We start from the raw sequence: 15,363 nt of genomic DNA, 5'->3' as shown, positions 1-15,363 counted from the left end.
CATTAACCGAGGTCACTATGATATTAATTACCGGCGCCAGCAGTGGTTTAGGCGCGGCGCTAGCATCGCTCTACGCCAAAGAAAATGAACCGCTAACACTCACAGGCCGCAATGCCGAGCGTCTACAAACCGTCGCCAATGCATTAACGCCCTTCTCCAACAAGCCTATCGCCGCGATCACCGCCGATCTCGCAAGTGAATCGAGTCTAGAAGCCCTGTTCGATGGCCTGACTCAAGCCCCTAAAACCGTGATCCACTGTGCGGGCAGCGGCTACTTTGGGGCGATTGAAACCCAAACTGCCAGTGATATCCACAGCCTGCTCAATAACAATGTCACCTCAACGATTTTGTTAGTGCGCGAGCTAGTGAAACGCTATAAAGATCAAGCGGTCACTGTGGTTGTGGTCATGTCCACCGCAGCGCTTGCCGCCAAAGCGGGAGAATCCACTTACTGCGCGGCAAAATGGGCAGTGCGGGGATTTATCGAGTCGCTGCGATTAGAGCTTAAACAAAGCCCAATGAAGTTGATTGCCGTGTATCCCGGCGGCATGGATACAGGCTTTTGGCCAAGTAGTGGTAAAACATTAGATACCTCAAGCTTTATGTCCGCCGATGAAGCGGCAGGTATGCTCAAACAAGCCTTAGTTGCCACAGAGCATGGTTATATCGCCGATATCACCATACAAAGAGCCTAGCTCTAGCCAAAACTGAGGTTAGCAGATTGCGCACAAAACAGGTTCGAGAAGCAGGATAACTGCACCTCGAACCTGAGTGTTCCACTTGCTAGTCGGCGCAGTTGGCTGTGTTTAAGCTCACCGCGCGGCGACTCTCCCTGTGGGTCAGCCACCACATCACAAGTCCTCCTAATGACAACAAAGACGCCGCATAACCTGTCGCGGCAATCCCTTGTCCAGACAGGATCACTAAACTGCCCACCCAAGGGCCAATCGCGTTGGCGAGATTAAAGGCACATTGCACTAACGCACCTGTCATGGCCTGCCCATCGGGCGCCACATCCATCAATCTTGCTTGCACTATGGTGGCAAGTCCCAAGCCACAACCGACAAAGAATACTACGGGCATCAGCGCCCAATAATGTCCGGTCAAACTCGGGTAAATCGCTAATACCACAGTGCTTAACACTAACGACCAAAACGCCGCCGCTAAGGCCGACTTATCCGCCGCCCAGCCACACACTAGCGTGCCCAATGTTGCGCCAATACCAAATACCGCCATCATGATCGGGATCTTAAACGGCTCGACTTGCGTCACTTGGATTAAGGTTTCAGCCAGATAGGTATACACGCAGAAGATACCGCCAAAGCCAATCGCCGCGATGCCAAGCGTCAGCCAGACTTCACGATTCTTCAGGGTTTGTAGCTCTTTCCTTGGACTCGCATCAGCGGCCACGGCTTGATCAGGCGCTAAGAAATACACCATCACAGCGGTAATAGTTGCCAAAATCGCCACTATGCCAATGCCTGAGCGCCAGCCCACTGTTTGCCCCATCCAAGTCGCAAACGGCACACCGATAATCGTCGCCAGCGTAAGACCAATAATCACCCGCGATACGGCGCGGGCCTTCATTTCTGGCGGTACTAAAGAGGCGGCGAGCAACATAGCCACGCCGAAATAAGCACCGTGGGGCAAGCCACTGAGAAAACGAAAAAAGATTAACCAATTCAATGATGGCGCTAACGCACTTAAGCCATTGGCCACCGCCATTAAGGCAGCTAAAGCAATCAAGAGTGTTCGCCGCCGGACCCTAACCGCTAGCACCATAATAATCGGCGAACCGACCACAACCCCTAGTGCATAGGCGCTAATGGCATAACTCACGTGGGCGACATCTACGCCTATATCGCTGGCGATATAGGGCACTAGAGTCATGGAAGCAAATTCTGTGGTACCTAAGGCAAATGTGCCAAGCGCTAAGGCGAGCAACACCCATAGTGTACTGGCGCCCTTATGCTGATTTTGGACAGATGGATTTTGAACCTGATGTTGAACGGTTTTCAAACTTTTTCTCCGCTATGCTATAAAACGACAACTAGCTAATAAATAAATTGGAGCCCACTAAGGGGCTCCAATTTCTAAGTCATTTACCTAATGTAAATCTATCGGACTAACTGTTCTTGATAGGTTTGACTGTTCCAGTCGTAGGCGTAAAGCGTGCCTTGCCACTCATAAAGTGTACGACCATCCTGCTGCACAACCCTAGCATTGCTCGGCAAACTCGACACACTGTGCACTGCCCGTGGACGGGGAGTCGCAGCTGTTTTGCCTGTGACGTTACTAGTTTGCGACACCAGTTGCCCAGTCGATTGTCCGGCCATATTTACAGGCATACTCGACACCATACGGCCTTCACTCGCAGAATATTGCATACTGGTTGTTACCCGTACAGGCGCAGAAATCGCCACAGGTTCATCGTCGTAGCGCATAGGAATTGACAGGCCTATGCCAGAATAGGGCGAGTTCCAGTAATTTCGAGCATAAACGTCACGCGAAGTATTCCAGCCCCAATCATTGTTCCATTGGCTGTTCACACCGTAACCGACATTCCAGCCAGAACCCCAACCCGTAGCGAGCCCTAAACCCAGTCCTAAACCCCAAGGGTAATAAGGTCGGTAGTAGGGACGATAGTGGCGATTATTGTTGCGCACATGGCGGTTGTCGTAATGGTTGTCATGACGATTGTTGTAATGACTTTCTCCACGACTGTGGCTATCACGATGACCTTGGCGCTCGCCTTGCTCCGAATGGTCCCGATGTCCGGCAACCGCCGCAGTCGACACACTGAGCGCGCCCAAGAGCGATATCCCCACAGCCAGCGACAAAACCAAACACTTTAGCGGCCGCTTAAGCACGCCATGTGATTGACTTTGAACACACTTTCCTTGAGTAAACTTTACTGGGATATTCATATAAACCTCGAAATAAAGGGCGTAAGCGAGATCAATCGTAACTTACTGATGTCCATTTTACGCTTCCTAAGCTTGAAGATCACTGAATTGGTTAACCCTAAAACAGAAAAATGCTATAGTGCGCGCCACACGGATTTTCATTGCAGAGGCTATTTCCACATGAGTTTTAAGGATTTACGCAGCTTTATTGATCATCTGGAAGCCAATGGCGAACTCAAACGCATTAGCTACCCAGTTGATCCTCATTTAGAAATGACAGAGATCGCCGATCGCGTATTACGCGCAAAGGGCCCTGCGCTATTATTTGAAAATCCCAAAGATCATCACATGCCCGTGTTGGTAAACCTGTTCGGTACGCCAAAACGTGTGGCCATGGCGCTCGGTAAAGACGATCCCTTAGCGTTGCGAGAAGTGGGCGAACTGTTAGCCTTTTTAAAAGAACCCGAACCACCACGGGGCTTTAAAGACGCGATCGCTAAGATCCCTATGTTCAAGCAAGCCTTGAATATGCCGCCAAAGACAGTGCGCAATCCCCCTTGCCAACAAGTGATCAAAACCGGCGATGAAGTCGATTTGACCCAATTACCTATTCAGCATTGCTGGCCGGGCGATGTCGCACCACTGGTGACATGGGGCTTAACCATCACCAAAGGCCCGCGCAAGAGTCGTCAGAATTTAGGTATTTATCGCCAACAATTACTGGGTAAAAACAAGCTGATCATGCGTTGGTTATCCCACCGTGGCGGCGCGTTAGACTTTGCTGATTTTAAACAACAATTCCCCGGTGAGCGTTATCCTGTTGTCGTCGCACTCGGCGCCGATCCTGTGACCATTTTAGGTGCCGTCACCCCAGTCCCCGATTCCATGAGCGAATACGCTTTTGCCGGTTTACTGCGCGGTGAACGTACCGAAGTCTGCAAGGCATTAAGCTGTGACTTAGAAGTGCCCGCCACCAGTGAAATCATCCTCGAAGGTTATATCGATCCTGAGGAACTGGCGGAAGAAGGCCCCTACGGCGATCACACGGGTTACTACAACGAAACCGATAAGTTTCCAGTATTTACCGTTACCCACATCACTCACCGTAAAGATGCCATCTACCACAGCACTTACACAGGCCGTCCACCGGATGAGCCCGCCATGCTGGGAGTTGCATTAAACGAAGTGTTTGTGCCGATTTTGCGTAAGCAATATCCTGAGATCGTTGATTTTTATCTGCCGCCAGAGGGTTGTTCGTACCGCATGGCAGTGATCTCTATTCGCAAACAATATCCGGGACACGCCAAACGGGTGATGATGGGCGCTTGGTCTTTCCTGCGCCAATTTATGTACACCAAGTTTATTGTCATCGTCGATGAAGATGTGAACTGCCGTGACTGGCAAGATGTGATCTGGGCGATCACCACCCGCATGGACCCTAAACGCGATACCGTGATGATCGAAAACACCCCGATCGACTACCTCGATTTTGCCTCACCCGTCGCGGGCTTAGGCTCAAAAATGGGACTCGACGCCACTAATAAGTGGGAAGGCGAAACCAACCGCGAATGGGGCACGCCAATCGTGATGGATCCAAAAGTAAAACAAAAGATCGACTCAATCTGGGATGAGTTAGGCATAGACGACAGCCCAACCCTATAATTCAGCTTAAGCCGTTACTCAAATATCGGCTTAAGCCAAGAGAATAGGCCAATAACAGGCCGCTAAAGCGACACCTAGACACATAATGTTGAAGAAAGGTGCAAAGGAAGTTTGATGAAAACCATACGTTGTAAGATAGAGAAAGTTAGCCCATTTAACGATGCCGTATATCAAGTATTGTTAAGGCCAGAAACCGCCTTCGATTTCCAAGCGGGGCAATACTTATGTGTTGTCATGGGTGAAAAAGATAAACGTCCCTTCTCTATCGCGTCAGCGCCAAACGCCGAGCTGATCGAATTACACATTGGCGCCGCTGTAAGTGAAAGCTACCCAATGCAAGTGGTCGAGCGCCTGAAAGCCTGCGCCCTTGATGGCAGCACTATCGATATCGAAGCACCAGGCGGCGAAGCCCACCTGCGCCACGAAAGCCAACGCCCTCGCCTCTTAATCGCCGGCGGCACTGGTTTCTCTTACATTAAAAGTATCGTCGAGCACCAAATCGCCATTGGCCAACAGGTTAAAACCACCCTGTATTGGGGTTGTCGCACCCAAGATGCCATGTATTTTGAAGCCATAGCCCGCCAATGGCACGATGCCCACCCTTGGTTGAACTTCGTCCCAGTGATCGAAGAAGCCCCAGCAAATTGGCAAGGGAAAACCGCCAATCTGTTAGCGCAAATCAAGCAAGATTTTGTCAGCTTAAATGGCTACGACATCTACATCGCCGGCCGTTTCGATATGGTGGGTGCAGCACGGGAAATCTTCCGTGAGATTGGTGTAGAAGAAGCGCATCTCTACGGTGATGCGTTCGCGTTTATCAAATAACACGATAATTGGTTAGCTTAGCTGGCTAACCTTTGCCAGCTAAGGCTTAAATAATAAACCCCAGTTTTTACTGGGGTTTTGTTTTATACGTCATGCCGTATTTCATATTTTGTGGATACATCCACTCAGTAAATCTGCTTATCCAAAGGTTATTTTTTGCTTAAGCAAAAGATTAAAGTCGTGGGTCTTCACCCCACACCCGACCAAGAAGGACTGCTCGTCCTATCCTCCTTGGATTCTCCAAGACGCCCCTAGCGAAGTTACATGCATTAGATACTAGCCTTGGTCTTATGGATAAATTACTATCGCTTCCGATGGTACATCCTGTACCCCGAAAGCTAGCCGATCATCCATGACCGGACTCACGCAATTGATTCCAACGCCCCGCGGCAACTTCGCAGGGGATTGGTGTAACCTTCATCATCAAATGTATGCCTGTCGGCTCTTTGAGATCAGTCACTATTAGAATCAAAAACCGACTCGTAGATGTGGGTAATGTTCTATAAGGAAAGAATCGTTCAGGTAGTAATAGCGCCAAAAAATAGAAAATGGATGTTCAACTTTGAGCATCGCTTCTATAGTTTCCTCTGCGCCTTGTTTCATGGTACGCCCTGATTTCTTGTCCCGTAGAATTTTCCTTACTAGTAACAAATCTGTGTAATGTTCCCACATTTGCTCCATTAGAGTTTCACGACTGATGCCTCTTAATGCCGTATTTTCTAGGTTGTAGCATTTCTCAAGCAATTTAACGGTGTTTTCAGTTTTATCGCATTTGGTACTGGTTGCTTCAACTTTTACATCTCCGTCAGGGGTTGATGGCATTAAGCAGCAAATAAGACTGCCTATATCAATACTATTATCTGTACAGTTTAAGAGATTGATATGTGTATTACTTTTAATACTGTTACAGCGAGAACATGAATAATAAAGGTTGTCCCAATCGTACTTCAAAGCACCGTTGCTTTCGTGAGGAACAAAATGCTCTACCTCTACATCCTGAATATCATCACGTTCACAAAGGTAGCACTTTTCAAAAAACATAGGCTTGAGTTTATTAAGAACATCATCCTTGTTGTACTGATTCTTTGCGATACTATCTGGTGCCGGGTATATGCGAGTAACGTTAAACATCGAATTACTCCACACCATTGTTTGAATCTAAAAGAGCATTCTTACCTAATAGAAGAAATGCTCGTGAGCGAGAATTTAACTGTGCTTCATGAGGTTTAATTGAATCAATTAACTCTTTTAGACGCTCTTTTTTTAACGGCTCATTCTGTACGATTAATGCCATTTCATCTAATTTTTCGTTCAAGATATCAGATGTACTTTCAACACCGAGTAACCCTTTAAGAATCGACTCATAGGAATACATTGAGAGATCTTCTAGTGGCTCAAGTTTACTTAGGTCATAAATTATCGAATCGTTAACTGACTGAACTACGAATGGCGAATGAGTAGTAACGATGAACTGAATTTTAGGAAATGCCTTGTCAAAGAAAGAAAAAATCTTCCGTTGAATCGAAACATGCAAGTGTGCATCAATTTCATCGATTAAAACAAAACCTGTAATTTCTTCAGCTGGAATATCACGCAATTCAACTTTCATTAGTAAGTCTGCGTAAATACTCAGAATTGAACTGTAGCCAGAGGATAAGTTATTGAACCTATATGGTTCTTTACCTTGTTGAAGAATGTAAAATGCTTGCTGTTTAGGGTTGTATTCTAAGATTAGTTCGTGATCCTCAAATAAGTCACGAAGGTCATCTTGAACCTTTTCGAACCATGCGTTGATATGCTGTTCTTTATCTGGATTATTTTCACGAGCGATTACGTGTGAACCGTAATTGTAATAACTGACTAAGTATTTTTCGAATTGAACACTTGAATCTTGCTCGTAACTTATAGATTTACCCGTAGATTTCACACTGGATATACTTTCAACTTGACCGTTACCTGCGATTTGACTAGCAAGTCGATTCGCTTCGAAAAATCGAAGGATAAATTGATTATTGTTAATCAATTCGAACAATAAGTCAGTCTCACTGATTACCATTTTTTCGTTCGATATTCGCTCCAGTTTTTCTGTAAAATTTTTAACTTGTAAATAGTAATGATTGTAATGTTTATCCGATGCACTAATCTTATCTAGCTGCAATTTGTTATTATCCAAATCACGTTGAAGTATATCTTTTGTTTGAATCTGTCTTGCAAAGAACTCTTTAAGATATATATGTACCTGGCGCAAAAATCGTGTCTTACCACAACCATTTTCACCAGTTATGATTAGATTCTTACCACTTAGATTTACAACTACTCGTTTTTCACTATTGCCAGCCAACTTGAAGTCTATTGATTCAATCATGTCTTTAACCAAATTTGTAAGTTTGATTAACATTCTACTTGGGTTAATAAATCCTAGCATCTATTTTAAAAAGAAAGTATTGGATATCAATAACTATTTTTCTTTGAATGACGGACCAACAATATCAAAACTAAAGGGATACAACCTCCCTGCGAAGTTGCTGAAGGGCGTTGAAGAAAATCGCGTGACGCAGACAGGACGTCTGCGTAGCTTTCGGGGGGAAGGGACGCCCCATCGGAAGCGTTAGCTATTTTCGAATAAGCACAAAGCCACTAATCAATGCATGTAACTTCGCTAGGGGCGTCATGGAGAATCCAAGGAGGATAGGACGAGCAGTCCTCCTTGGTCGGGTGTGGGGTGAAGCCCCACGACGTTGATTTAGATTTTGATTTCTAATGCACAAACCTTTACACCAAGATCAAACTCAAACGAAGTTTGAACACCCAAAGCCCTGCGGCGCCTGAGCAGCCCCTTACACTTGTGGTCTATGTAAATCAAAACGCAGATCTTCGGAGATCCCATAATAGGCAGATGGGCCGCCGGCACGTAATACGGGCTCGGCAAGTGCAGTTTGATAAATCCCCTCGGCATTGAGTAAATGCTTGGCAATATGCACGGCCACCACTTCACCTAGTACTAACCAAGTATCAATCTTGTCGCCATTGGCGGCGCTGAGTTGAATACATTGCGACAACTTACATTCAAAATTTACTGGGCTTTCAGCCACTAAATCGGCCTTAACAATGGTGCCTGCTTTAGCCGTAAGTCCGGCAAAGCTAAACTCATCTTGACCGCGTGGCAGCATGGCGGAGGTTTGATTCATCTGCTCGGCTAAGCCGCGAGTGGTGAGGTTCCACACAAACTCCCCTGTTTCGACGATATTGGCGACACTGTCTTTCCAGCCTGTGCTGGCAAAGCCGATGATGGGCGGTTTGTAGTTGAAACAATTGAAAAAGCTGTAAGGTGCGAGATTACGTTGCCCCTCGGCATTCCGTGATGAAATCCAGCCGATCGGTCGAGGCCCCACAATCGCATTTAAAGGATCGTGTGCAAGGCCATGGCCTTTGCTCGGTTCGTAAAAATAGCGGTTATCAGCAGTCATACTTGATCCTTTTGTTATTGCCACATGGGTATTACCACAACCATGACTTGAGCGATTAACACTGCTAGCACAGGCACTTTTATGGTCGCTATCTTACCTAAGTTCCGCGGCCGTCGCCAAAACTCTGCGGCATAAATTAAGCGAGAGCTAGGATAAAATCAGGCTGCAAATTTTAGATCCAACACACTCTTCTGCTAAAGTGATGCTGATCAGTGGGCTAAATGGCTAACTCTGCTAGGTGGCAAATAAAGGAGTCCTGAATGGATGCGATAAAAAGAATATGGAAAAGGTTGTTATTGGCCACAGTGCTGTTGGCGACGGGTTGTGCCAGTGTAGCGCAAATCGATTTCAATGCTCTGTTTGGCACTAGCTCACCGCAAAAGCGCGTCGAGAATGCACAGCTTAACAACCAATTTGTTCAACAGGCCGAATTTGTGCACAAAGAAGTCGAGCCAATCCTTAATAGCCGCTGCGTGGTGTGCCATGCCTGCTACGATGCTCCCTGCCAGCTCAAAATGACCTCAAGCGAAGGTATAGAACGCGGGGCGAGTAAGGAAAAAGTTTACCAAGGCACACGTTTAGTTGCCGCCACACCTAATCGCTTATTTGTCGATGCCTTTACCCCAGAAACTTGGCGTCAACGTGGGTTTTATCCCATGTTGAACGAGCGCAATCAAACCCCAGAAGCCAATACCCAAGCCTCAGTATTGGCCAGAATGCTCACGCTTAAGCAAATGCATCCCCTGCCCGAAGACAAGATTTTAGATAAGCGTTTTGATTTCAGCCTCGACAGGGTTCAGCAATGCGCCAGCCTAGAGGAAATGGACAAATACGAGCAAAGCCAACCGTTTGCCGGTATGCCCTATGGCTTACCAGCGTTGAATGCGAATGAACATCAAGTGTTGATGAACTGGCTCGAACAAGGTGCGCCATTGCCATTCGCGCCATCGCTAGCCCCTGAATTTATAACGGAAATCACCCATTGGGAGCAATTCTTAAACGGCGACAGCTTAAAAAGCCAATTAAGCGCACGCTACATCTACGAGCATTTGTTTGCCTTCCACTTATATTTTGAATCTTTAAATCAGCCGAACGCCCAGCCTCTGTTTTTCGAGTTAGTCCGTTCTAGGACGCCGCCGGGGCAAGCACTGGATATTATCGCCTCCCGTCGTCCCTTCGACGATCCTAAGGTAGAACGTGTCTATTACCGTTTTCGACCTTATCGGGCGACCATAGTCGATAAAACTCATATCCCCTATGCCTTAAATACCGGCTTGCTGCACGACTGGCAGCAATGGTTTATCGATGCGGATTACTCAGTGACTCAGCTGCCGAGCTACCAGCCGAGCATTGCGGCCAATCCCTTCGAAGCCTTTATTCAAATTCCTGCCGGTGCGCGCTATCGCTTTATGCTGAACCGCGCCCAAGACACCATTATGGGCTTTATCAAAGGCCCAGTGTGCCGTGGTCAGGTGGCGCTCAATGTGATTAACGACAGATTCTGGGTGTACTTTGTTACCCCAGATTATATGGACGACACGGATTTTAGGACCTTCTACCATTCCCAGATTGAAAACTTACGCATGCCAGCGGAGGAAGAAAGCACTGCACTCGCCGTAACTTGGGTGAAATATGCCGCCAAGCAAGGCAAGTACATGCGGGCGCGTAATCAGTTCTTGAATGAGAAGTTTAAAAACGGCCAACACCTCACTATCGACGGGCTCTGGGATGGCGACGACAACAATGATAATGCTAGCCTGACAGTGTTTCGCCACTTCGATAATGCCACTGTGGTCAAAGGTTTAGTCGGTGAGCCGCCCAAAACCGCTTGGATTATCGATTACGCCTTACTGGAGCGTATCCACTATTTGCTGGTCGCGGGATTCGATGTGTATGGTAACTACGGCCACCAGCTTTTAACTCGCTTATACATGGATTTTTTACGCATGGAGGGGGAATCAAATTTCCTGACCTTGTTACCGCAGGAGGAAAGGCGCAAACAATTTAGTGATTGGTATCAAGGGGCTGGCACTCAGCTCACGGCGTTTATCGCGGGGGATATCAACACCTTTAATCAGCCCACGGGCGTGCTCTACTATAGCGATGACCTCAAGGGCGAACTGTATCAAAAACTCGGGCAGAAAGTCGCTAAGGTACAGCCGAATCGATATCAAATAGAAAACAGCAACTTGCAAGCCAACAGCAAGGCGCTGTTGCAGGCATTAGGTCGATTAAAAGGCACCCAAGCGACCCTGTTACCTGAGCTGACGATGATCATGGTCGAGCCCGAAAAAGCGGGTAAGGCCGAGGTCTTTACCTTAGTTCGCAATAGTGCCCATCGTAATATTTCGAGCCTGTTTAATGAGGCCAGTAACCGCGAACCCGCAAAGGATGATGTCACCTTAGTGCATGGTTTATTGGGCAGTTACCCAGAAGCCTTCTGGCTGGTGAAAGAACAGGACTTACCTAAAATCGTCGCGGCGGTAGAGCAAATGCAAACCGAAAAAGACTATGAGGCACTGCTCGATGTTGCGGCTGTACGCCGTAGCGATCCCACCTTTTGGGCCTTTAGTGACAAACTCAATCAGATATTTTTCGACAATCACCCGATAGAAAGCGGTTGGCTGGATTACAACCGCCTGCAAAATCGTTAATAAAAAGGGGAACGCTAGCGTTCCCCTTGCTTTTAAATCAACCCAGTAAACTTACCAGATCTTAACGCGATCTTCTGGGGCTAAATACAGCTTGTCGCCAGGCTTAACATCGAATGCGCTATACCAAGCATCTAAGTTACGCACTGTCAGCGCGCGGTACATGCCAGGGGCATGGCCATCGGTAGCGACGCGAGCCCGCAGCGCTTCATCACGCATCTTAGTGGCCCAGGTTTGCGCAAAGCCGATAAAGAAGCGTTGATCGCCCGTAAAGCCTTCAATCACTGGGGCTTCTTTACCGTTAAGCGAGGCATGGTACGCATCAAGTGCCGCGGCTAAACCCGCCACGTCGGCAATGTTTTCACCTAAGGTCAGCTTGCCATTCACGTGTAAATCTGGGAATGGTGCATAGGTATCAAACTGCTGAGCTAAGGCATCGCCTTGCTTAGCAAATTGAGCAAAGTCAGCCGGCGTCCACCAGTTACGCATAGCGCCAGTCGAGTCAAATGCCGCACCATTGTTATCAAAGCTATGGCTGATTTCATGGCCAATCACAGCGCCAATCGCACCATAGTTATAGGCGGCATCGGCCTTAGCATCGAAGAATGGTGGCTGTAAAATACCCGCAGGGAAGTTAAGCGCATTTTGCACGGGCAGGTTCACCGCATTCACCACTTGCGGCGTCATCCACCACTCGCCTTTATCCATTGGTTTGCCAATCTTGGCGAGTTGATGGCTGTACTCTACTTTTTCACCATTGATGGCATTCGCGTAGGCATTAGTCGCCGTTACAGCATAGCTGTCGTAATTGCGCCATTTGTCGGGATAACCCACGCCCACCGCCATAGTCGCCACTTTTGCTAGGGCTTCTTTCTTAGTGGAAGGGTCCATCCAATCGAGTTTTTCCACTCGCTGACCAAAAGCCGCCACTATGTTATCCACCATAGTGCTGACTTCAGCCTTGGCCGAAGCAGGGAAATATTGCTCGGCATAGGCATGGCCTACGGCATCACCTAGGTATTGATCGAGTGCCGCTAAGGCACGTTTATCGCGGCTACGCTGCTCTGGCGTCCCAGAAAGTTTAGTGCCATTAAAGGCAAACGAAGCGTTGTCTATAGTCGATGGCAACACATCGGCGTGGCTGTTGATCTGGTGGAACACGAGCCAATCTTTCCAAGCTTCTAAAGGCTCAGAGGCCACTAGCGCAGAAAGTCCTGTAATTGCCGTCGCATGGTAGGCTGCAAATTTAGGCTGATTGCCCAGTTGCGCCGCCGCGAGGAAAGCAGTCCAGTCGATACCCGGTGCTTTAGCATCAAAGTCAGCACGGCTCCACACGCCAGAAGACTTAGCGAAATCTTCGCTATCTTCACGGCTAGCGTGGGCGGCAGCGATCTTGCTCTCAAGGGCGAAAATACGATCGGCACGGGCAGCGGCATCGCTCACGCCCGCATCTTTGAGCAAGGTTTCAATATAAGCACGGTAAGCGCTGCGAATGTCGGCCATTTTAGGATCGGCAGACAGGTAATATTCGCGCTCAGGTAAACCTAAACCGCCCTGCAAAAAGTAAGGCAAAACTTCGCCTGGCGTGGCTAAACCTTGGGTGACGAAGACCCCAAACAGGTTTTCGGTATGGAAATCGGTCGCGTTGAGAGGGTCAACATCGGCGCGCAGGTTTTCACCTAATGCTGCGGATAAATCTTGCTTGCTCGCAATGGCCTCATAACGGGCGATATCCGCCTCAGCAGGTTTCATTCCTGCGGCATCAATGGCGGCAGTATCTGTGTAAGCCTTGTAGAAATCGGCGATACGCGCTTCGTCGCTACCCGCCGTATGCTGCGCTTTTACCAGTTCGGCAATCAAACTGGTTTTATGCTTTTCAGTTTCTTCAAAGGCAACAAGGAAAGCGCCAGTGCTGGAGCGATCGGCAGGGATCATTGTCGTTTTCATCCACTCGCCATTGGCGTAGGTATAAAAATCATCCCCAGGTTTTACCGTTGGCGTCATCGCCGCGACATTAATACCTACTGGCATTTGAGCGGCTACGTCTTGGCTCTTAGGTGCGCTTTCGCTGGTTTTAACTGTGTTTTCTGTGGTGTTATCACTGCAAGCAGTGAGCCCCGTAAGTACTGAAGTAGACAGTAACAGCACGGGAATTAGACGGTCCGACATGAATGACTCCTCTTTCTTTTATTATTGTATTTATCTTGTGATGATTAGGTTTTGCAGTGTAACTGGCACTGAATGAAGAAGTAAAACAAAGCCACTTTTTATGATAAAAAGTTAATGCAAACATTTTGAGCCGCAGCGTCTCAACCAATCACTTAATGCCATCAAAAATCCCCTCATTGCAGACACAAAAAAGCCGACTTTATGTCGGCTTAATCAAGTGTGGTTTAAGGTTACTATAACTTGAGCTGATTGTACTGAGTCCATGCAAGCACTTGTCCCATTTGAGGAATAATCCATACCGCCGTATGCTCATTTTGATAAACACGATAATAGAATAATTCTTCATCGCGGATATCATGCTTACGAATTTCACGATAAAACTGCATGGCAGAATTGCTCACTTCATCCGGTTTTGTCAGCTCTTTTTGTAACACTTTAACGTAGAAAACATCGACTTTAAGATCATTAATCTCAGTTTGGTACTGTTCAAACTCACCGCGGATCGTGTACTTAATCGGTGTCGTTAAGCAATCTTGATCTGTTATACAAGAGGTTGAATAGAAATTTCCCCGATTCTCCCCTTCATACACCAGAGACATGCTGAGATCGTTCCGAACTAAGAGTTCACCCGCGACAGGAAAATAGATATCCGCATGGTAATTATGCTCAACTAACTCCCCCTTACCCTTGTCATCCGCAGGGAGAACAATGCGGTTATAACGAATCCGCTGCTCCATCTTTTGACTCAGCGGAATAAATTCCGTCATATTTAAGCCTGCAGGTTTCGCATCTATTGCGGTGATATTAATCATACCGCGACCATTACAAGCCTCTGCATCTAGCTCTGGACAAATTGCCATGGAATAGTTTTTACCATCCGTGGCTGCAAAAGCACTGAAATGCTTAATACTGCTGATATGATTTCCCTCTGGCGCCAAATGTTTTTGCCACCAAGAGGGATGTAAATGCTCCTCATCGCCAATATAGAAAGTTTGCGCCGTTCCCAGAGTCCCACCGATATTGAGGCTGATGTATTTATCTGCATGCCACTTAGCCACTTGTTTAACCACTGCATGGTGATCACTCATATACCAGAAGATCGCCAAGATCAGGCCCAAGAAAGCAATACCTGCAAATTTGGTCCAAGCCGATACCCCAACTAAAGCATCACGGATTGCATCTGCATCGTTTATAGCCAACATCTTTACATGGGATTGCTCAGCGATATGCAATTGATAACCGCGGCGCGCCACGGTTTTGAGCTGTACTTCAGTATAAGGCTCGAGTTTTTTTCTTAGGGTGCTGATGCACTGTGTTAGTGAAGTCGGTGCCACGACGCGGTCTGGCCAACCCACCTGCAACAAGGCTTCTTTCGTCAATATGGCGTTGGGGGAAGATAACAAGCGTACCAATATAGCCGCTTCAGAAAAAGTCAGGTCTATGGATGTGCCATGCACTTGATCAACTAGTTTTTTAGCCTGTTCATCTAAAAATAAATATGAAGTGATTTTATGCATGTTAAACGCCCGAAAACTCAGCAAAAGTAGATAAGGTATGATTGCGCTAACGGCGGGCAAGCAGATTGGGACCATGTTTTCCCAAAAGCACTGTGACTTGCAGCCACCTATCTAAGATGGTTTATTTTACTTTTTAACAACATAAAATACTGTGACTGCATGCTCA

11 protein-coding genes are annotated in these 15,363 nt (G+C 47.3%); 4 read left to right on the top strand and 7 right to left on the bottom strand.

Going from position 1 to position 15,363, the window contains the following annotated elements:
* Positions 1-17 precede the first annotated feature (17 nt).
* Positions 18-695, top strand: a complete 678-nt coding sequence (locus tag FW758_RS02550) for an SDR family NAD(P)-dependent oxidoreductase (RefSeq protein WP_446444557.1) — start codon at positions 18-20, stop codon at positions 693-695.
* 88 nt (positions 696-783) lie between these two features.
* Here the strand turns inward: FW758_RS02550 and FW758_RS02545 are convergent, their stop codons facing one another.
* A complete protein-coding gene (locus FW758_RS02545; protein ID WP_446444556.1) occupies positions 784-2,019 on the bottom strand; it encodes an MFS transporter in 1,236 nt (411 codons plus the stop codon).
* A 98-nt stretch (positions 2,020-2,117) separates the two neighbouring features.
* Positions 2,118-2,927, bottom strand: coding sequence for a hypothetical protein (locus FW758_RS02540; RefSeq protein ID WP_446444555.1), 810 nt, complete (start codon positions 2,925-2,927; stop codon positions 2,118-2,120).
* A gap of 159 nt (positions 2,928-3,086) precedes the next feature.
* Between FW758_RS02540 and ubiD the strand changes: the two genes are divergently transcribed.
* Both ubiD and fre read left to right on the top strand, forming a co-directional pair.
* On the top strand, positions 3,087-4,568 hold the full coding sequence (ubiD, locus tag FW758_RS02535; RefSeq protein ID WP_006079949.1) for a 4-hydroxy-3-polyprenylbenzoate decarboxylase: 1,482 nt from the start codon (positions 3,087-3,089) through the stop codon (positions 4,566-4,568).
* Between the two features lie 114 nt (positions 4,569-4,682).
* Positions 4,683-5,393: an NAD(P)H-flavin reductase gene (fre, locus tag FW758_RS02530; protein ID WP_011845664.1), complete on the top strand. Its 711-nt coding sequence runs from the start codon at positions 4,683-4,685 to the stop codon at positions 5,391-5,393.
* Positions 5,394-5,861: 468 nt separating this feature from the next.
* On the opposite strand, the gene FW758_RS02525 is transcribed toward fre, so the two are convergent.
* From FW758_RS02525 to FW758_RS02515, 3 genes are all read right to left on the bottom strand, one after another.
* Positions 5,862-6,524, bottom strand: coding sequence for an HNH endonuclease (locus FW758_RS02525; protein ID WP_446444554.1), 663 nt, complete (start codon positions 6,522-6,524; stop codon positions 5,862-5,864).
* Between the two features lie 4 nt (positions 6,525-6,528).
* A complete protein-coding gene (locus FW758_RS02520) occupies positions 6,529-7,758 on the bottom strand; it encodes an AAA family ATPase (protein ID WP_446444553.1) in 1,230 nt (409 codons plus the stop codon).
* Between the two features lie 472 nt (positions 7,759-8,230).
* Positions 8,231-8,860, bottom strand: coding sequence for a flavin reductase family protein (locus FW758_RS02515; protein ID WP_432334684.1), 630 nt, complete (start codon positions 8,858-8,860; stop codon positions 8,231-8,233).
* A 260-nt stretch (positions 8,861-9,120) separates the two neighbouring features.
* Between FW758_RS02515 and FW758_RS02510 the strand changes: the two genes are divergently transcribed.
* Entirely contained in the window at positions 9,121-11,514 is a 2,394-nt protein-coding gene (locus tag FW758_RS02510) for a fatty acid cis/trans isomerase (protein ID WP_446444552.1), read from the top strand.
* 51 nt (positions 11,515-11,565) lie between these two features.
* On the opposite strand, the gene FW758_RS02505 is transcribed toward FW758_RS02510, so the two are convergent.
* A complete protein-coding gene (locus FW758_RS02505; RefSeq protein ID WP_311989093.1) occupies positions 11,566-13,680 on the bottom strand; it encodes a M13 family metallopeptidase in 2,115 nt (704 codons plus the stop codon).
* Positions 13,681-13,913: 233 nt separating this feature from the next.
* A complete protein-coding gene (locus FW758_RS02500; RefSeq protein ID WP_115333792.1) occupies positions 13,914-15,197 on the bottom strand; it encodes a winged helix-turn-helix domain-containing protein in 1,284 nt (427 codons plus the stop codon).
* Between the last annotated feature and the right edge of the window lie 166 nt (positions 15,198-15,363).

The sequence above is a fragment of the Shewanella sp. 1180_01 genome (genome assembly GCF_052850535.1).
The sequence above is the reverse complement of the archived record's forward strand: the minus strand, read 5'-3'. Positions and strand labels throughout refer to the sequence as shown.